Source organism: Rhodococcus sp. A14 (assembly GCF_011603105.1).
In the GTDB taxonomy this organism is placed as follows: domain Bacteria; phylum Actinomycetota; class Actinomycetes; order Mycobacteriales; family Mycobacteriaceae; genus Rhodococcus_F; species Rhodococcus_F opacus.
Genome location: NZ_JAAOQS010000001.1, coordinates 212,114 through 229,944 on the forward strand (window position 1 = coordinate 212,114; position 17,831 = coordinate 229,944).

Genomic DNA, 17,831 nt, shown 5'->3' on the forward strand with positions numbered 1-17,831 from the left:
GGGGAGAGCGCGTGACTGCTGCCACCGGAGACGAGACCAACTACCTGGTCGGACTCAATTTGGCCGATCGTCGTGTGGTCGTGGTCGGTGGCGGAACAGTGGCACAGCGCAGGCTCGGGCTCCTGATCGCATCGGGGGCGCGGGTGCACCTGATCAGCCGCGCGGTCACGCCGGCGGTCGAGGGGATGGCCACGGCGGGACAGATCACAGTGGAACTTCGCGGATACCGGGACGGCGACCTCGCCGACGCCTGGTACGCCATTGCGTGCACGGACGAACCGGACACCAACGCGGCGATCGTCGCCGAGGCGGAGCGGAATCGTGTGTTCTGCGTCCGCGCCGACAACGCCCGCTTCGGCACCGCCGTCACTCCAGCGAGCGCGAGCTACGACGGGATGAGCATCGGCGTGCTGGCCGGCGGCGACCACCGGCGGTCCGCCGCAGTGCGCACCGCCCTCGTCGAGGGCCTGCAATCCGGTGTGGTCGCAGACACCGCCGAGTCACCGGCGGCCGGTGTCGCACTGGTGGGCGGCGGTCCGGGCGACCCCGATCTCATCACCGTGCGCGGCCGCCGACTGCTGGCCCGGGCCGACGTGGTGGTCGCCGACCGCCTCGCCCCGCCGGAACTGCTCGCCGAACTGGGCTCCGACGTCGAGGTCATCGACGCCGCGAAGATTCCCTACGGCCGTGCGATGGCGCAGGAGGCGATCAACGCCGCCCTCATCGAGGGCGCGAGGGCCGGCAAGTTCGTGGTGCGGCTCAAGGGCGGAGACCCGTACGTGTTCGGGCGCGGCTACGAGGAACTCGAGGCGTGCACCGCGGCGGGCGTGCCCGTCACGGTCGTCCCCGGAATCACCAGTGCCATCTCGGTGCCGTCGGCCGCCGGCATCCCGGTCACTCACCGGGGCGTCACCCACGAGTTCGTCGTCGTCAGCGGTCACGTCGCCCCCGACCACCCGGATTCCCTCGTCGACTGGTCGGCGCTGGCCCGGTTGAAGGGCACGATCGTGCTGCTGATGGCCGTCGAGCGCATCGAGGCGTTCGCGACGGTCCTGATGGAGGGCGGACGTCCGGTGGACACCCCGGTCACGGTCATCCAGGAGGGCACGCTGCGCACGCAACGCACCGTGCGCGCCGATCTCCAGACCGTCGCCGCCCGGGTGAAGGAAGAACAGATCCGGCCGCCCGCCATCGTGGTCATCGGGCCCGTGGCCGGGTTTTCTGTGGACGCTGGGTAACGTGAACCCTCGTGTCTGAATCCCGAGTGCCCGAAGGCGCATCCGCGTCGAACAAGTCTGCGGCGAGAGCCACGGTGAATCCGCCCGCCGCCACCCGTGTGATGGGGCTTGCGATCATCGTGCTGAGCGGGCTGCAGATGATGGTGGTCCTCGACGGCACCGTCGCCAACCTGGCGCTCGCGCCGCTGCAAGCCGATCTCGGTCTCAGCGACAGCGGCCGCAACTGGGTGCTGACGTCCTACGCGCTGGCGTTCGGTGGCCTCATGCTCCTCGGCGGACGGCTCGGCGACGCGTTCGGCCGGAAGAAGATGTTCGTCGGCGGTGTCGCCCTGTTCACCGTCGCCTCGCTGCTGTGCGGTCTCGCGGTGGGCGAGTTCATGCTGATCGCCGCCCGGTTCCTGCAGGGTGTCGGCGCCGCGGTGGCGTCCCCGACGGCGCTGGCCCTGGTCGCGACCACGTTCGCGGCCGGACCTGCGCGTAATCAGGCCATCGCGATCTTCGCGGCCATGACGGGCATCGGATCGATCGCGGGCTTGATCATCGGCGGCGCGCTCACCGAGGTGTCGTGGCGACTGATCTTCCTCATCAACGTGCCCATCGGTGTCGTCATCGTGGGGTGCGCGTTCGTGGCATTGAAGGAGACCGCGGGCGAGCGCCTGGCCCTCGACGTTCCCGGGGCGGTTCTCGCCACGGTCGCGGCGACGGGCGTCGTATTCGCGCTGACCGAGGGTCCGGAACTCGGCTGGGGGAGTCCCTACGTGATCGGGGCGCTCGTCGCCGGACTGCTGCTGTTCTGCGCGTTCCTGTACGTCGAACGGACCGCCGACAACCCGCTGCTGCCGTTCTCCCTGTTCCGCGACAAGAATCGGGTGGCGACGCTCGTCGCGATCTTCTTCGCCGGTGCCGTCATGTTCACCGTCGCCGCCTTCGTCGCGTTGTTCGTCCAGGACATTCTCGGTTACAGCCCCCTCGAGGCGGGCCTCGCGTTCATCCCGTTCGCGTTCGGCCTCGGCGGCGCGGCCGCGGTGGCGTCCAAGCTCGCCGTGCGGATCCAGCCCCGGTGGCTCGTGGTCGCCGGCGCGGCGATCATGGTGGTCGGGCTGCTCTACGGCTCGACCCTCGACAGTTCCGCCACCTACCTCGGCAACCTGTTCGTGCCGGTCATCGGGATCGGATTCGGTGTCGGACTTGCCGTCGTCCCGCTCCCGCTGTGCGCCATCGCCGGAGTGTCGGAGACGGAGATCGGTCCGCTCGCCGCCATCGCCCAGGTGGCGCAAACCCTCGGCGGACCCCTCGCCCTGGCCGTCATCGGGGCGATGGCCACCTCACGCACGCTGTCCCTCGGCGGCATCTCCGGCAAGGTCGCCGACATGAATCCGACGCAACTCGAGGCGCTCGGCAACGGGTACACCTTCGCCCTCGTCGGCAGCGCAGGCTGCGCCCTCATCGCGGGACTGGCCGCGATGTTCATCCGCTTCACCCCGCGACAGGTCGCGCAGGCGCAGGCCGCCGAGAAGGCCGCGCAACAGGCGTGAACGCGGTCCGGCCCGGTTTCGGCCCGGTTGCCGGACGCCGTCTATAGCATCCGGTCATGGATTACAAAATCGAGCTGATCATCCTGCCGGTGTCCGACGTGGACCGGGCCAAGACGTTTTACGCCGACCAGGTCGGCTTCGTCGTCGATCACGACCACCGCGTGAACGAGAACATGCGTTTCGTCCAGCTCACACCGCCCGGGTCGGCGTGCTCGATCGCCGTCGGTGAGGGCCTGGTCGACACCCCGCCCGGCTCGGTGCACGGGTTGCAGATCGTCATCGACGACGCCGATGCCGCCCACGCCGAGCTGTCGGCCCGCGGCGTTCCCGTCAGCGAGGTGCAGGACCTGGCGTGGGGGCGCTTCGTGTACTTCGCCGATCCCGACGGCAACGAGTGGGCGCTGCAGCAGCTTCCGCCACGCAGCTGACCGGCGGCCGGTAGCAGAAATCGGCCTACCCGAGCGCGACGAGCGGAGCATGATGATCCTGTGGTCACGCCCTCCCGCTCGTCCGTCACGGGGGCAGCCGCGGTGGTCCTGCTCCTGGCTTCCTGCGTAGCCGGGGGTTCGGCCGCCGCCGCGCCTGCGCCCGACGCACCGGATCCTCGCGTCGGCCCGCTGTTCCTGGCCGGCACACCGCTCCACGTCTGCACCGGATCGGTTCTGGACAGCGCGGACGGCGACCTCGTGCTCACTGCCGCTCACTGCATCGCAGGGTCCGGGGGTGCGCTGTCGTTCGCACCCGGATTCGATCGTGGCGTGTCCCCGTTCGGACTGTGGACGGTGTCCCAGATCTACGTCGACCCCGCTTGGCTGGAGTCGCAGGACCCGCAGCACGACTACGCCGTTCTCCGGGTGGCCCCGAGCGGAACCACTGTGCCGGCGTCCGTCGAATCGGTGGTCGGTGGGGGATTCGAGTTGGCGTCCGCGCCCGAACCCGCGACAACCGTGGCCGTGACCGGCTATCCGACCCTCGGTGACGGTCCGGTGTCGTGCACCGCCGCGACCACGTCGACGGACAGCTACCCCACGGTGGTCTGCGACGGGCTGGGCGAGGGAACGAGCGGCGGCCCGTGGATCACGGGTTCGCGGGTCGTCGCCCTCGTCGGCGGCCTCGACCACGGCGGGTGCACCGACTCGGTGTCCTACTCGCCGACGTTCGGTTCCGGAACGATCGCCCTGCTGGACCGCGCGGAGCGTCGCGGTGCCGGCGACTCGACACCGTTCGCCCTCGCCGGCGCCTGCACCCGATCCTGACCGACCGTGTCAGCGTGGGGCAGGCCGGTACCGGCGGACAGGCCTGCCCGCGCCCCCGTATTCGAGCCGGACCTCCAGTAGACCCTCGGACAGGTAGTGCTCGAGGTAACGGCGCACGCTGACCCGGGACAGTCCGGCGAGTTCGGCGCATTCGGTCGACGACAGCTCGCCCTTCGACCGCAGGATGTCGAGCACCAGGCGACCGGTTTCGGCGCTGAGCCCCTTGGGGAGCCGGCTCGGTTCCGGATTCTTGCCCTTGCCCCCGAACAGGGAGTCGATCAGGGATTGGTCTGCGCCGGACTGTGATTCGAGGGCGCGGGCGCGGCGGCGGAAGTTCTCGAGTTTTTCCTGCAGCTGCGTGTAGTCGAACGGTTTGACCAGATAATCGGAGGCGCCGCCGTGTAGCGCGCGGCTGACGGTGTCGATCTCCCGGGCGGCGGTGATCATGATGACGCCGACCGCGTTGCCCTCCGCGCGCAGTTGTTGCAGGACGTCGAGGCCGGACATGTCCGGCAGGTACACGTCGAGGAGCACGAGGTCGGGGTGTGCGGTGCGCACCGATTCGAGGGCCTCGGCGGCGGTACGCGCCACCCCGACGGTGGTGAACCCCGGTGTCTTGTCGACGAATCGGCGGTGGATCTCCGCGACCATGAAGTCGTCGTCGACGACCAGGACCTCATACATCGCCACGCCGTCCCGTCATGATCGGAGAGTCTAGCTACGCGGAACGTGGACGGTGAACAAGGCACCACCGGTGCCGGGTGCGTCCGAGACGGCCGCGGAGCCGCCGTGCTGGGAGCTGACGAGACGGACCAGGGCGAGCCCGATTCCGCGGCCACCGGGTGTGCCCGGCTTCGACGTGACACCGCGCGAGAAGATCTCCTCCCGCATCGTCTCGGGAACGCCGGGGCCGGAATCGGCGACCTCGATGAGAATGCCGTCGTCGTCGGTGATCCGGATCGAGATCCGCGCGTCCCGGCCGCCCTCGGACACGTCGACGGCGTTGTCGATGAGGTTGCCGAGGACGGTGATCACGTCGGTGGCGAGCTCGGGGTCGAGGGCGTGCAGGTGCGAGTCGGGTTCCAATGTCAGCGACACCCCGGTCTCGGCGGCGAGCGACGTCTTCGCGATCAGCAGCGCGGCGACGGCCGGATCCGAGATGCGTTGTGTGACAGCGTCACTGATCTCCGCTCGACGGCGGGTGAGGGTGCCGACGAATTCGGTGACGGCGTCGTAGTCGCCGAGCTGCGTCAGACCCGAGATCGTGTGCAGCTGGTTGGCGAACTCGTGCGTCTGCGCGCGCAGGGTGTCGGTGACACTCTTGTGCGACGACAGCTGGCTCTGCATGGACGCCAGTTCGGTGCTGTCGCGCATCGTGGTGACGGTGCCGATCTTGTGCCCCTGGCTGGTGGCTGCTCGCCGGCTCAGCGCGAGCATGCGCGACGACGTCGACAGCACCACGTCGCGGCCGTCCTCCCCGTTGAGGAGGTACTGCCGGACGGCGGGGTCGAGCGCGACGTCGTCGACGTGTCGGCCGACGGCGTCGTCGGGGAGGTCGAGAAGTTCCTGGGCGCTGTCGTTGAGCACGGTGATCACCCCGTCGGGGTTCACCGCGACCACACCCTCGCGAATGCTGTGCAACAGGGCCTCGCGATGGTCGGCAAGGCTTGCGATCTCGGCGATTTCGAGTCCACGGGTGTGGGTCTTGATCCGGCGGGACAGCAGCCACGAGCCGAGAAGCCCGAGACCGGCACCGATTCCGAGATACAGGAGCAGGCGCGCCCCGGCGCTGCTGAGCAGATCCCAGACCGACGGGTAGTCGTCGCTGACCGAGACGACCGCGAGGACGTCCCCGGTGGCGGACAGGATCGGGACGTGTCCGACGATGGCGCGGCGTCCGTCGACGTCGACGTCGCCCGACCAGGCCCGCCCGGTCATCACATCGCTGGCGCCGAGTTCCGCGGGCACCCCGAGCCGCGTCGGATCGGACGACACGGTCACCGCCCCGTTCGGCGCGACGATCTCGGCGAGTGTGGCGCCCGACAGGTTGACGGCGCGATCGACCTCGGGCGCCAGCACGCGCTCGACCGAGCGGTCCGACAGCTGGTCGCGCACCACCGGCGTCGACGCCACGTTCTCGGCGACCGCGATCATGCGCTGCCCCTGGAGGTCACGGAACTCCACGGTCGACTGGTGCACCGACACGGCGGCTACCGCGAGCAGCACGACGCCGACGACGACGAGCTGGAGGAGCAGGACCTGGCCCGCGAGGCTACGCACGCGGGGATGAAGTGGTGACCACAATGAACTTAAGTTCCGTTTCGTTCGCATAGGTGACGTGCATCACCCCTGAGGTTCAGTATTGCGGAAGATCACATTCATGGCGAAATGAGGAACGATGTCGAGAACAGGTAGCGGGAGCAGGGTACGCGCGCTGCTCCTGCTCGCGCTCGTAGGCCTCCTCGTGGCCGGCTGCGGGGTCACCCGCGGCGAGGACGAGGGCCTGCACAGGGTGCGGATGATGGTTCCGAACAGTCCGGGCGGCGGCTACGACCTCACGGCGCGCACCGCGGTGAAGATCATGGAAGACGAGGGCATCACCGGCCGCGTCGAGGTCTTCAACGTGATCGGCGCAGGTGGAACGGTCGCGATGGCCAGGCTGATGAACGAGGCCGGCAACGACGACCTCATGATGATGATGGGCCTGGGTGTCGTCGGTGCCGGCTACACCAACGGATCCACCGCGCGCGTGTCCGAGGCGACCGCGCTGGCCAAGGTGGTCGAGGAGCAGGAGGGCATCCTCGTGCCCGCGGATTCACCGTTGCAGACCATCGACGACTTCGTGGCCGCATGGCGCGCCGACCCGGCGTCGATCACCATCGGCGGCGGGTCCTCGCCCGGCGGGCCGGACCACCTGTTCCCGATGGAGACGGCGCGCGCGGTCGGAGTGGACCCGAACGCGGTGAACTACGTGTCCTACGACGGCGGTGGCGACCTGCTGACGGCCCTTCTCGGCCAGAAGATCACCGCGGGCACGTCGGGACTCGGCGAGTACGTCGACCAGATCGAGGCAGGCCAGGTCCGGGTCCTCGCGGTGTCGGGGAACGAGCGGGTCGAGGGTATCGACGCGCCGACACTTACGGAGGCCGGGGTGGACCTCACCTTCACCAACTGGCGGGGAATCCTGGCGCCGCCCGGACTGTCCGACGGTGCCAAGGCCGACATGGTCGAGGCGCTCGAAAAGTTGCACGACACACCGGAATGGAAGGAGGCCCTGGTGAAGAACGGTTGGAGTGACGCCTTCACGACGGGACCGGAGTTCGAGCAGTTCCTCCGGGACCAGGACGAGCGGGTCTCGTCCACCCTGGCCGAATTGGGGCTGACATGACCGCGCCCGCAGAACCGTCCGCCGTTTCCGCGGACACGGCGCCGGCGCCGAAGCGGAGGGACTACGCACAGTTCATCGTCTGCGCGGTGATGGCCGTGATCGGGGTGTTCCTCATCGTCGACGCACTGTCGCTCAGCGACGGCTTCGCGAAGGTCGACCCGGTGGGTCCGCGACTGTTCCCGCTCGTCATCGGTGGGGGACTGCTGGTCTTCGCCGTGCTGCTCGCCGTCGCGATCATGAGGGGCTCCACCGGGGAAGCCGACAGCGGCGAAGACGTCGATCCGGAATCCCCGGGCGACTGGAAGACGGTGGGCCTGCTCGTCGGGTTGTTCGTGGTGACCATCGCGCTCGTCGACTTCCTGGGCTGGGCGATCATCGGCACCATCCTGTTCGCCGGGGCCGCAACCATTCTGGGCAGCCGGCACTGGGTGCGGAACATCGCCATCGGGGCCGTGCTCGGATTCGGCAGCTTCTACGCGTTCTACGTCGGGCTCGGAATACCGCTGCCCGCAGGCATTCTGGACGGAATTCTCTGACATGGACAATCTGAACTGGCTGCTGCAGGGGTTCGAGCAAGCAGCCACCCCCATGAATCTGCTCTACGCGTGCATCGGCGTCCTTCTCGGCACGGCGGTCGGCGTCCTCCCGGGCATCGGACCGGCCATGACCGTGGCACTCCTGCTTCCCGTCACCTACAACGTCAGCCCGAGCGCAGCGTTCATCATGTTCGCCGGCATCTACTACGGCGGCATGTACGGCGGGTCGACGACGTCGATCCTGCTGAACACGCCGGGGGAGTCGTCGTCGGTGATCACGGCGATCGAGGGCAACAAGATGGCGAAAGCCGGCAGGGCCGCGCAGGCCCTGGCGACCGCCGCGATCGGGTCGTTCGTCGCCGGGTCGATCGGCACGATGCTCCTGGTGCTGTTCGCGCCCATGGTGTCGAGTTTCGCGGTCACCCTCGGAGCCCCGTCCTACCTCGCGATCATGCTGCTCGCCCTCGTGGCCGTCACGGCCGTCCTCGGAACCTCGAAGCTCCGCGGATGCATCTCCCTGCTGCTCGGTCTCGCGATCGGGTTGGTCGGCATCGACTTCCTCACCGGCCAGCCGCGTGCCACGTTCGGCATCCCGCAGCTGTCCGACGGGATCGACATCGTCGTCGTCGCGGTCGCCGTGTTCGCACTCGGTGAGGCCCTCTGGGTGGCCGCTCACCTCCGCCGCAAGCCGGCCGAGGTCATTCCCGTCGGCAGGCCGTGGATGGGCAAGAGCGACTGGAAGCGTTCGTGGAAGCCGTGGTTGCGGGGCACCGCCTACGGGTTCCCGTTCGGCGCACTTCCCGCAGGCGGTGCCGAACTGCCCACCTTCCTCTCCTACATCACCGAGAAGAAGCTGTCGAAGCACAAGCACGAATTCGGCAAGGGCGCCATCGAAGGTGTCGCCGGTCCCGAGGCCGCCAACAACGCGTCCGCGGCGGGCACACTCGTGCCGATGCTGTCGCTGGGCCTGCCGACCAACGCCACGGCCGCGGTCATGCTGACGGCATTCGTGTCGTACGGAATCCAGCCGGGACCGACACTGTTCGAGAAGGAACCGCTGCTGATCTGGACGCTGATCGCGAGCCTGTTCATCGGCAACTTCCTGCTCCTGGTGCTCAACCTTCCGCTCGCACCGCTGTGGGCGAAGCTGCTCCGCACGCCGCGCCCCTACCTCTACGCGGGCATCCTGTTCTTCGCCGCGCTGGGCGCGTTCGCCGTCAACCTCCAGTGGCTCGACCTCGCGCTGCTGCTGACGTTCGGACTGATGGGTCTGATGATGCGGAGGTTCGGGCTGCCGGTGCTGCCGCTCATCATCGGCGTCATCCTCGGACCGCGCATCGAACGCCAACTGCGGCAGAGCCTGCAGCTCGGTGGCGGTGACTGGGGCAGCCTGTTCACCGAGCCCGTCGCGATCATCGTCTATATCGTGATCGCAGTGCTCCTCATCGCACCCCTCGTCGCCAAGGTCGTCCGCGCGCACTACCCCGTCGCGGCGCCCGATTTCCCCGACGGACCGGCCGGTGGCGACTCCACCGACACCAGAGAGAAGGCACACGCATGATCGTCGTCGGATACACCCCCGACCAGTTCGGAGCGGCGGCCCTCGAACACGGCGTCGCGGAGGCGCAGCTGCGCGGTACGTCGCTGCTCGTGATCAACACGTCGAAGGGCGACTCCCTCGCCGACCAGTCGTTCGCCGACAACGCCCACCTGGAGGAACTCGAAGGCAAGCTGGCCGCGAGCGGGGTCGACCACGAGGTCCGGCAGATCGTGGGAGACGAGACCGTCGACGTGATTCTCGAGGCCATGACGGCGCCAAGCGCGGAACTGCTCGTGATCGGCATCCGCGACCGCACCCCGGTCGGGAAGCTCCTGATGGGCAGCACCGCCCAGCGCCTGCTGCTGTCCTGCCGCAAACCGGTCCTGGCAGTCAAGCCCGAATAAAGCCCCTGTGAGTACTTATTAACCGCCGGCGGTTAATAAGTACTCACAGGTCAGTCGGTGAGGATGATCAGCTCGCGGTCCGACGCCACCTCGACGCGCAGGCCCGCCTTCGACGCCACCCGCGCCACCCCGCGCACGTCCTGAGGTTCGGCGCGGGAGACGGTGAGCGCGCGCGCCAGCAGACCCTTGTGGTGTTTGTTGAAATGACTGACGACGGTGCGGGTGCCGTCCGGCTTCTCGGTGAGGACGGTGGCGATCACGGCCTCGGGGATCGGTCCGAGTTGCTGGTACGTCCCCGACCGCAGGTCGACGACGAGGCCGTCCGCTTCCGCGGCGATCGCCCGGCTCAGTTCCGGCTTCCACAACGCCCGGAGAGTGCCCAGCCCCGGGAGCTTCGATCCGCCCGACAATCGGTAGGCGGGGATCAGGTCACCCGCCCGCACCGCACCGAACAGCGCCGACCCCATTGCCAGCCGCGACAGCGCCTTGGACTTCTGCGCCTTGGTGAACGACTTCGCGTCGAGCGCGTCGAACAGCACACCGGTGTAGCGCTCGAGTGCGGGCCGGGTGGGGGAGACCCATAGTTTGGCGTTGCGCTCGATCTCGTCGGCCTGGGTGGGGCCGAGGCCGAGCGCGAGCTGCGACGCCTCCCCGTCCGCCGCCAGCGCGACCAGCGCCTGGACCAGCACTTCGCGGGTTTCGGTGAGCTGCGGCATCGACAGCTCGGCCAGGTCGAGGGGCGCGTCGGCGCCGCCGTCGGACTTGGTTTCGGAGGGAGGAAGTAGCACCAGCACGCACGAAACCCTACCGACGCGCCCGGCCCCGTCCCAGCCGACTATTCTGGTATCCCGTGATTACCCGCCTGTCCCACCTGTTCCTCCGCACTCTGCGCGACGACCCCGCCGACGCCGAGGTCCCCAGCCACAAGCTGCTGGTCCGCGCCGGTTATGTGCGTCGCATCGCGCCCGGCGTCTACTCGTGGTTGCCGCTGGGTCTGCGCGTGCTGCGTGAGGTCGAGCGGGTGGTGCGGGAAGAGATGAACGGCATCGGTGCCCAGGAGATCTCCCTGCCCGCGCTCCTGCCGCGCGAACCGTACGAGGCGTCCAACCGCTGGACCGAGTACGGCGACGGACTGTTCCGGCTGAAGGACCGCAAGGGCGGCGACTACCTGCTCGGCCCCACCCACGAGGAACTGTTCGCGCTCACCGTCAAGGGGGAGTACAACTCGTACAAGGATTTCCCGGTCACCCTGTACCAGGTGCAGACCAAGTACCGCGACGAGGAGCGCCCGCGGGCAGGCATTCTCCGCGGCCGCGAGTTCGTCATGAAGGACTCGTACTCCTTCGACCTCACCGACGAGGGACTCACCGAGTCGTACCGGGCGCATCGCGACGCCTACGAGCGGATCTTCAGCCGGCTCGGCGTCAAGTACGTGATCGTGTCGGCGACGTCCGGTGCGATGGGCGGCAGCGCATCGGAGGAGTTCCTCGCGGAGAGCGAGATCGGTGAGGACACCTACGTCCGCTGCCTCGAGTCGGGTTACGCCGCCAACGTCGAGGCCGTGAAGACGCTGGCTCCCGAGCCGGTGCCGTTCGACGGACTGCCCGCCGCGACGGTGTACGACACCCCGGACACCCCCACGATCGCGACGCTCGTCGACTGGGCCAACGGCGCCGACCTGGGCAGGACCGTCACCGCCGCGGACACGCTGAAGAACATCCTCGTCAAGACCCGGCAGCCCGGTGGCAAGTGGGAACTGCTCGGCATCGGCGTTCCCGGCGACCGTGAGGTGGACGACAAGCGTCTCGGCGCCTCTCTCGAGCCCGCGGAGTTCGAACTGCTCACCGAGGCCGACTTCGCGGCCAACCCCTTCCTGATCAAGGGATACGTCGGACCGAAGGCGCTGCAGGCCAACGGAGTTCGCTACCTCGTCGACCCCCGAATCGTGGACGGCACCAGCTGGATCACCGGAGCCGACGAGAAGGGCAAGCACGTGGTGGGGCTCGTCGCGGGCCGCGACTTCACCCCGGACGGCACCATCGAGGCCGCCGAGGTCCGCGACGGCGACCCGTCCCCCGACGGCGCCGGTGCGCTCGTCGCGGCGCGGGGCATCGAGATCGGTCACGTCTTCCAGCTCGGCCGCAAGTACACCGACGTGTTCTCCGTGGACGTGCTCGGCGAGAACGGCAAGCCCGTCCGCCCGACCATGGGGTCCTACGGCGTGGGCGTCTCCCGCCTCGTCGCCGTGATCGCGGAACAGCACCACGACGAGAAGGGCCTCCGCTGGCCGGCCGAGGTGTCGCCCGCCGACGTGCACGTGGTGATCGCCAACAAGGACGAGACCGCCCGGGAAGGCGCCGAGGGACTCGCCGCCGAACTCGACAAGGCCGGTCTCGAGGTGATCCTCGACGATCGCAAGGCGTCGCCCGGCGTGAAGTTCAAGGACTCCGAACTGCTCGGTGTCCCGCTCGTCGTGGTCGTCGGCCGCGGCTGGGGCGAGGGCAAGGTGGAGGTCCGCGACCGCTTCACCGGCGAGAGCCGCGAGGTGGCCGCCGAGTCCGCGCTGAGCGAGATCGTCGAGACCGTCAGGGGCTGATCAAACCGCCCCACGCCTTTCGTCCGGACTGTTAGCTTGGCCTGACACGTCCGGACGAAAGGCCTGCTGTGACGAATTCCCTGCTGTTCGATCCGACCTCCTACGATCCCGAGCATTTCGATCCGGAGACGCGCAGACTGCTGCGAGCGCTGATCGAGTGGTTCGAGTCGCGGGGCAAGAAGCGGCTGCTCGAGGACGATCTCGAGGCCGTGTGGCCCGACGACTTCCTGGAGTTCGTGAAACGGGAGAAGCTGTTCGCGAAGTTCCTCACCCCCGCCGACCTGGCGGGCGGCGATCCGGACAAGCGCTGGGATGCCGCACGCAACGCCGCCCTCAGTGAGATCTTCGGTTTCTACGGTCTCGCGTACTGGTACGCGTGGCAGGTGACCATCCTGGGTCTCGGCCCCATCTGGATGAGCGGGAACCGCGCCGCGAAGGAACGGGCAGCGACGCTCCTCGACGACGGCGGGGTGCTGGCGTTCGGTCTGTCGGAGAAAGAGCACGGCGCGGACGTCTACTCGACGGACATGCTGCTGACCCCCGCCGACAACGACCCGGATCTGGCGTTCACCGCGAGCGGCGACAAGTACTACATCGGCAACGGCAACGTCGCGGGCATGGTGTCGGTGTTCGGCAGGCGCACCGATGTGGAGGGCAGCGACGGGTACGTCTTCTTCGTCGCGGACAGCCGCCACCCGGCCTACCACCTGCAGGGCAATGTGGTGCACGGCCAGATGTACGTCAGCACGTTCCGGCTCGAGGACTACCCGGTGCGGGAAGAGGACATTCTCCACACGGGGGTGGCCGCGTTCGAGGCCGCGCTCAACACGGTCAACGTCGGCAAGTTCAACCTGTGCACAGGATCCATCGGGATCTCCGAGCACGCGTTCTACGAGTCGATCACCCACGCGCACAACAGGATTCTGTACGGAAGCCCCGTCACCGACTTCGCGCACGTGCGCGGAAACTTCGTCGACGCCTACAGCCGGCTGATCGCGATGAAGCTGTTCAGCGCACGCTCGGTCGACTACTTCCGCAGCGCGAGTCTCGACGATCGCCGGTACCTGCTGTTCAACCCGATGACGAAGGCGAAGGTCACCTCCGAAGGGGAGAAGGTGATCGCGCTGCTGCACGACGTGATCGCGGCGAAGGGCTACGAGAAGAACACCTACTTCCGCGAGGCCGCCCAGCTGATCGGCACTCTGCCGAAGCTCGAGGGCACCGTGCACGTCAACGTCGGCCTGATCCTCAAGTTCATGCCGAACTACCTGCTCAACCCGGCGGAGTACCCGGAGATCGGCACCCGGCTCGACGCCGCCGACGATGCGTTCTTCTGGGCCCAGGGCCCGACCCGCGGTGCCGGCAAGATTCAGTTCCACGACTGGACGAAGACCTACGAGGCGCACTCGGACGTCCCCAACGTGGCTCGCTTCCACGAGCAGGCGACCGCGCTGAGGGAACTGCTCACCACCGCCCCGCCCGACGCGGCCCAGCAGAAGGATCTCGACTTCCTGCTCGACCTCGGGCACTTGTTCTCGCTCGTGGTCTACGGGCACCTGATTCTCGAGCAGGCCGCGATCACCGGCGTCGACCGCGATCTGATCGACCAGATCTTCGATTTCCAGATCCGCGATTTCTCCGGTTATGCCGTTGCGCTGCACGGCAAATCGTCTGCCACCGAGGCGCAGCAGAAGTGGGCGCTCGGCGCGATACGCCGCCCGGTGGTCGACGCGGAGCGGTTCTCGCGGGTGTGGGCGCAGGTGGAGAACTACGACGGCGCCTACGAAATGCGGCCGTAGACACGGCTCTACGGGGGTGGGGTGGCGTCATCCCTCGGGGTGCCGGTTGCGCCCCCTGGGGTACCTGGTCGGGTGGGTCCGATCGGCGCATTCTTATGTGGCAAGCAAAACCCCACCCCCACAGAAAGATCCACACATGACACACACCCTCAAGCGCACCCTTTCCGCTCTCGCCATCGCGGGCTTCGCCCTCACTGCCGGAGCAGGAATCGCCTCGGCCGACCCCGCTGGTGGAGCCGGCGGTGCCGGGGCTCCGGGTAGTTCGGAGGGCGGCGCCGGCGGCGCAGGCGGTAGCGCCAACGGCGGCTCCGCAAATGGCAACGTCGACAACTCCGGCGGCGTCATCATCGGTGGCGCAGCGGTCGGAGACGGTGCAACGGTCAACACGAACGTCGGCAACGGCGGCAACGCCAACGGCGGCAACGCCAACGGCGGCAACGGTGGAAACGGTGGTCCTGCCACCGGTGGTGCGGGTGGCGCCGGCGGCGCGGGCGCCGGGGACAGCACCGAAAACTGCTCGTTCATCTTCTGCATCTGACCGCGTCGTGACTGCGCGATCTTCCTGAAGTTCGAGGGGCCGCCACCCGCGGGTGCCGGCCCCTCGGCGTCAGTACTGCCCACGCCGCCTCCCCGGCACCACACACTGTGAAAGGTTCTTTCATGTCGATGTCCTTCGACTTCACCACTGCTCTGACGCGCACGGGTGCCACCGTCGCCGCCGCATTCTTCGTCCTCGCCGCAGGCGCCGGCATCGCGTCGGCGGCACCCGACGCCCCCGCCGACGACCCGTCCGTGAGCAACCTCGCGCCCGGACAGAACCCTCAGGGCGGCACCGTGACGATCGGCGGAGCGGCTGTCGGCACCGTGATCGCGATCGACGGCATCAACGCCGGTCCGGACGGAGCGAGCGTCGGCGGCTACGACTTCGGCGGCGGCCAGGGGCAACCCTGGGGGTGACGGGATTCGCACCCCAGGGTGCCTGGTCGCGCCGGTCCGTGCACCGCATTCTGAAGTGGCAGTAGAGAATACCCTCCAGTCGCGAGCGGCCCGGACCGGTCGGTACGTCGCGGCGAGGACCCCGGAACCGGACCTCACAAGGCGAAGATTCCAGGGTCCTCCCGAACTGGCACTCTCGGGTGTCGAGTGCTAAATTAGCGATGCACAGTGAATCTGGCTCCCGTCGGGGTGGCGGGCGCCTCGAGTGATGCAGGAGGTGTGTTGCTGTGCTTCGCTTCGATCCTTTCAATGACCTCGAATCCATGACCAAGAGTCTCCTCGGCACGGAATCCGGAACCGCGCGGGTACCACGATTCATGCCGATGGATCTGTACAAGGTCGACGACCACTACGTCCTGCACGCCGACCTGCCGGGCGTCGATCCCGGTTCCGTCGACGTCAGTGTCGACAACGGCACGCTCACCTTGACGGCTCATCGCAGCGCGCCGTCCGAGGAGAACGTGCAATGGATCGCCTCCGAGCGGTTCAGCGGAACGTTCCGGCGCCAGCTGTCGCTCGGCGACGGCGTCGACCCCGACCGCATTTCGGCGTCCTACGAGAACGGTGTCCTGAGCGTGACAATCCCGCTCGCCGAACGGGCGAAGCCGCGGCGGATCGAGGTCTCCAGCCTCGGAACCGGTGAGCATCGCACGATCGAGGCGGGTCCCGCGAGCGAGACGACCTGACGCTGCGGCGGGAACATCTGCTGTGCGGAAGCCCCCTCGCCGAGGGGGCTTCGGCGTGCCCGCGTCCACCCACCCCAGGGGTGGAAAGCACAACACCTCCGGGTGCACCGGCCACCACTGGGGGTCCTGGTCGGGTCGGACCGTGCGCGGCACAGTAGAGGACAAGCAAGAACGTAACGCTTTACCAGCCGCGAGCGAAGAAACCGAGGAGGCCATCATGACGAACACCCCGGTTGCACACGAGCACGAGGGCCGTCGCCTCACGGTTCGGACCGACGACGGGATCGCGCTGGCGGTTCGCGAGTTCGGTTCGCCCGACGCAGCCACCACCGTGGTGTTCGTTCACGGTCACTGCCTGCGCACCGAATCCTGGTGGGCACTGCGTGAACAGCTGGTTCGTTTCTGGCGCAACGATGTTCGTATGGTCTTCTACGATCACCGCGGACACGGAGAGTCGGGGGAGGCGCCGGCCGCCACCTACACGATCGATCAGCTCGGCCGCGACCTCGGCTCCGTGCTCGACGCCGTCGCACCGCACGGTCCGGTCGTCCTCATCGGGCACTCGATGGGCGGGATGACCGCGCTGTCGTACACGCGGCAGAACCCGCACACGATCGGTTCGCGGATCGTCGGCATGGCCCTGATCTCCACTGCGGCGTTCGATCTCGCCGAGGCCGGTCTCGGTCGTCACCTGCGTAGCCCCGCGGTGTCGCTGTTCCGCACCGCGGTGCGCCGGGCACCCCGGGTCGTGCACGGATCGAAGCGAGTGGGACGCACCGTCTGCACGGCGATTGCCCGCGCGGCGAGCGCCCGCAATCGGGCCGTCGATCCGAGGCTTGCCGCTCTGGTCTCGGCCATGGTCAACACGACGTCCGTCGTCACCATGTCGAGTTTCCTCGAATCCCTGCTCGGGTTCGACGAGCGGCACTCCCTGGCCGCACTCGCTCACATTCCGTCGCTGATTCTGTGCGGCTCGGTGGACATGCTCACCCCGTTCCAGCATTCGGTCGCCATGGCCTCGAAGCTCCCCGCTTCGGAACTCGTGAGCGTCGACGGAGCCGGGCACTCGGTAATCCTCGAGCGCGCCGCCGACGTCGCCCTCGCGATCATCGGCCTCGTCGAGCGCATCGCGCACGGTGAGACCGCCGCTTTCGACCGCGAACTGATGGCCGTCGGCTGATCAGAGATCGCGCTCGTTGATGATGCCGCTGCGCATGGCCCGCTCGGCCAGGCTGACCCGCTTCTGATTCTGCGGGAGATCGCCGACGCCGAATTTCGCGAACAACGCCCGGAGGTGAGTCTTGATCGCGTCGACACTGAGGAACAGTTCCTGGGCGATCTGCTGATTCGACGCGGGATTCGCGAATGCGGCGCCGTGCTTGTACGGCCGGCACAGCGCCGTGAGGACCGCGCGCTGGGTGTCGGTGAGGGACCGGACCTCGGGCATGTCGGTTCCCATCCGGGTGGCCTCGTCGAGAGAACCGCCGAATTCCAGGTACCGGATCTTCGTCCCGCCGATGCGGATGCTGTCGCCCTGGCGGAGCCGTCGGCGCCCCGCCAGCCGTTCGCCGTTGACGAACGTGCCGTTGCGGGAGAGCCCGTCGTCGAGGATGGTCCAGTGCGAGCCGACGCATTCGAGGACGGCATGGAGCCGCGAGACCTCGTCGTCCTCGGTGAGGAGCAGATCGGAACCGGGCGACCGTCCGATCGTGACGCGCGCGGAAGCGGGGGAGAGGTCCACGGTGTGGTGGTGACCCTCCCGGTCGGAATAGCTCAGTCGAGACTCAACGGCTCGGTCCACGGCGACGCCCCTTCCGCACGCTTCCATCGTGCCCCGCCGTGTGTCCGATGAGCAAG

At 68.2% G+C, this 17,831-nt stretch carries 18 protein-coding genes; 14 read left to right on the forward strand and 4 right to left on the reverse strand.

Going from position 1 to position 17,831, the window contains the following annotated elements; genetic code table 11:
* Nucleotides 1–11 precede the first annotated feature (11 nt).
* The 4 genes from cobA to G9373_RS01090 all read left to right on the forward strand — a co-directional run bounded on the left by cobA (nucleotide 12) and on the right by G9373_RS01090 (nucleotide 4,029).
* Nucleotides 12–1,238, forward strand: coding sequence for a uroporphyrinogen-III C-methyltransferase (gene cobA / locus G9373_RS01075; RefSeq protein ID WP_133986554.1), 1,227 nt, complete (start codon nucleotides 12–14; stop codon nucleotides 1,236–1,238).
* A gap of 101 nt (nucleotides 1,239–1,339) precedes the next feature.
* Nucleotides 1,340–2,773: an MFS transporter gene (locus G9373_RS01080; protein ID WP_133986852.1), complete on the forward strand. Its 1,434-nt coding sequence runs from the start codon at nucleotides 1,340–1,342 to the stop codon at nucleotides 2,771–2,773.
* A 56-nt stretch (nucleotides 2,774–2,829) separates the two neighbouring features.
* Nucleotides 2,830–3,201, forward strand: a complete 372-nt coding sequence (locus tag G9373_RS01085) for a glyoxalase superfamily protein (protein ID WP_054248021.1) — start codon at nucleotides 2,830–2,832, stop codon at nucleotides 3,199–3,201.
* A gap of 60 nt (nucleotides 3,202–3,261) precedes the next feature.
* Nucleotides 3,262–4,029, forward strand: a complete 768-nt coding sequence (locus G9373_RS01090) for a trypsin-like serine protease (protein ID WP_054248022.1) — start codon at nucleotides 3,262–3,264, stop codon at nucleotides 4,027–4,029.
* A 9-nt stretch (nucleotides 4,030–4,038) separates the two neighbouring features.
* Here G9373_RS01090 and G9373_RS01095 read toward each other — a convergent pair whose 3' ends face one another.
* Nucleotides 4,039–4,713, reverse strand: a complete 675-nt coding sequence (locus tag G9373_RS01095; RefSeq protein ID WP_005565335.1) for a response regulator — start codon at nucleotides 4,711–4,713, stop codon at nucleotides 4,039–4,041.
* Between the two features lie 30 nt (nucleotides 4,714–4,743).
* A complete protein-coding gene (locus tag G9373_RS01100; protein WP_052023961.1) occupies nucleotides 4,744–6,360 on the reverse strand; it encodes an ATP-binding protein in 1,617 nt (538 codons plus the stop codon).
* Nucleotides 6,361–6,427: 67 nt separating this feature from the next.
* Here G9373_RS01100 and G9373_RS01105 point away from each other — a divergent pair, with 67 nt between their 5' ends.
* From G9373_RS01105 to G9373_RS01120, 4 genes are read left to right on the forward strand one after another with little or no spacing between them, the layout of a single operon-like run.
* Entirely contained in the window at nucleotides 6,428–7,417 is a 990-nt protein-coding gene (locus G9373_RS01105; RefSeq protein WP_005259246.1) for a tripartite tricarboxylate transporter substrate binding protein, read from the forward strand.
* Nucleotides 7,414–7,953 carry a tripartite tricarboxylate transporter TctB family protein gene (locus G9373_RS01110; RefSeq protein WP_054248025.1) on the forward strand — a complete coding sequence of 180 codons (540 nt, stop codon included), beginning with the start codon at nucleotides 7,414–7,416 and terminating at the stop codon, nucleotides 7,951–7,953. Before G9373_RS01105 ends, G9373_RS01110 begins: the two co-directional genes overlap by 4 nt.
* A gap of 1 nt (nucleotide 7,954) precedes the next feature.
* The gene (locus tag G9373_RS01115) at nucleotides 7,955–9,514 is read left to right on the forward strand and encodes a tripartite tricarboxylate transporter permease (RefSeq protein WP_133986555.1); all 1,560 of its coding nucleotides are present in this window, start codon (nucleotides 7,955–7,957) and stop codon (nucleotides 9,512–9,514) included.
* Nucleotides 9,511–9,897 carry a universal stress protein gene (locus G9373_RS01120; protein ID WP_005259244.1) on the forward strand — a complete coding sequence of 129 codons (387 nt, stop codon included), beginning with the start codon at nucleotides 9,511–9,513 and terminating at the stop codon, nucleotides 9,895–9,897. The genes G9373_RS01115 and G9373_RS01120 overlap by 4 nt, the downstream gene beginning before the upstream one ends.
* Nucleotides 9,898–9,947: 50 nt before the next feature.
* Here G9373_RS01120 and yaaA read toward each other — a convergent pair whose 3' ends face one another.
* The gene (gene yaaA / locus G9373_RS01125; RefSeq protein WP_005565339.1) at nucleotides 9,948–10,691 is read right to left on the reverse strand and encodes a peroxide stress protein YaaA; all 744 of its coding nucleotides are present in this window, start codon (nucleotides 10,689–10,691) and stop codon (nucleotides 9,948–9,950) included.
* 56 nt (nucleotides 10,692–10,747) lie between these two features.
* Here yaaA and G9373_RS01130 point away from each other — a divergent pair, with 56 nt between their 5' ends.
* The 6 genes from G9373_RS01130 to G9373_RS01155 all read left to right on the forward strand — a co-directional run bounded on the left by G9373_RS01130 (nucleotide 10,748) and on the right by G9373_RS01155 (nucleotide 17,154).
* Nucleotides 10,748–12,493, forward strand: a complete 1,746-nt coding sequence (locus G9373_RS01130) for a proline--tRNA ligase (RefSeq protein ID WP_133986556.1) — start codon at nucleotides 10,748–10,750, stop codon at nucleotides 12,491–12,493.
* A 68-nt stretch (nucleotides 12,494–12,561) separates the two neighbouring features.
* Nucleotides 12,562–14,292, forward strand: coding sequence for an acyl-CoA dehydrogenase family protein (locus G9373_RS01135; RefSeq protein WP_167113581.1), 1,731 nt, complete (start codon nucleotides 12,562–12,564; stop codon nucleotides 14,290–14,292).
* A 136-nt stretch (nucleotides 14,293–14,428) separates the two neighbouring features.
* Complete coding sequence (locus G9373_RS01140; RefSeq protein WP_005565344.1) at nucleotides 14,429–14,830, forward strand: hypothetical protein; 402 nt, start codon at nucleotides 14,429–14,431, stop codon at nucleotides 14,828–14,830.
* 122 nt (nucleotides 14,831–14,952) lie between these two features.
* Nucleotides 14,953–15,249 carry a hypothetical protein gene (locus tag G9373_RS01145; RefSeq protein ID WP_005261398.1) on the forward strand — a complete coding sequence of 99 codons (297 nt, stop codon included), beginning with the start codon at nucleotides 14,953–14,955 and terminating at the stop codon, nucleotides 15,247–15,249.
* Nucleotides 15,250–15,515: 266 nt separating this feature from the next.
* Nucleotides 15,516–15,974 (forward strand): Hsp20/alpha crystallin family protein, encoded by a 459-nt coding sequence (locus G9373_RS01150; protein ID WP_005261399.1) that lies wholly within the window; start codon nucleotides 15,516–15,518, stop codon nucleotides 15,972–15,974.
* Between the two features lie 217 nt (nucleotides 15,975–16,191).
* Complete coding sequence (locus G9373_RS01155) at nucleotides 16,192–17,154, forward strand: alpha/beta hydrolase (protein WP_005261400.1); 963 nt, start codon at nucleotides 16,192–16,194, stop codon at nucleotides 17,152–17,154.
* On the opposite strand, the gene G9373_RS01160 is transcribed toward G9373_RS01155, so the two are convergent.
* The gene (locus G9373_RS01160) at nucleotides 17,155–17,802 is read right to left on the reverse strand and encodes an FHA domain-containing protein (protein ID WP_043943784.1); all 648 of its coding nucleotides are present in this window, start codon (nucleotides 17,800–17,802) and stop codon (nucleotides 17,155–17,157) included.
* Nucleotides 17,803–17,831: the final 29 nt, after the last annotated feature.

Coding starts and splice junctions, on each gene's coding strand:
- G9373_RS01120 (WP_005259244.1), top strand. CDS start 9,511: ATGATCGTCGTCGGATACACCCCCGACCAGTTCGGAGCGGCGGCCCTC.
- G9373_RS01140 (WP_005565344.1), top strand. CDS start 14,429: ATGACACACACCCTCAAGCGCACCCTTTCCGCTCTCGCCATCGCGGGC.
- G9373_RS01080 (WP_133986852.1), top strand. CDS start 1,340: ATGGGGCTTGCGATCATCGTGCTGAGCGGGCTGCAGATGATGGTGGTC.
- G9373_RS01100 (WP_052023961.1), bottom strand. CDS start 6,360: ATGCGAACGAAACGGAACTTAAGTTCATTGTGGTCACCACTTCATCCC.
- G9373_RS01105 (WP_005259246.1), top strand. CDS start 6,428: ATGTCGAGAACAGGTAGCGGGAGCAGGGTACGCGCGCTGCTCCTGCTC.
- G9373_RS01110 (WP_054248025.1), top strand. CDS start 7,414: ATGACCGCGCCCGCAGAACCGTCCGCCGTTTCCGCGGACACGGCGCCG.
- G9373_RS01095 (WP_005565335.1), bottom strand. CDS start 4,713: ATGTATGAGGTCCTGGTCGTCGACGACGACTTCATGGTCGCGGAGATC.
- G9373_RS01085 (WP_054248021.1), top strand. CDS start 2,830: ATGGATTACAAAATCGAGCTGATCATCCTGCCGGTGTCCGACGTGGAC.
- G9373_RS01160 (WP_043943784.1), bottom strand. CDS start 17,802: ATGGAAGCGTGCGGAAGGGGCGTCGCCGTGGACCGAGCCGTTGAGTCT.
- G9373_RS01155 (WP_005261400.1), top strand. CDS start 16,192: ATGACGAACACCCCGGTTGCACACGAGCACGAGGGCCGTCGCCTCACG.
- G9373_RS01145 (WP_005261398.1), top strand. CDS start 14,953: ATGTCGATGTCCTTCGACTTCACCACTGCTCTGACGCGCACGGGTGCC.
- G9373_RS01115 (WP_133986555.1), top strand. CDS start 7,955: ATGGACAATCTGAACTGGCTGCTGCAGGGGTTCGAGCAAGCAGCCACC.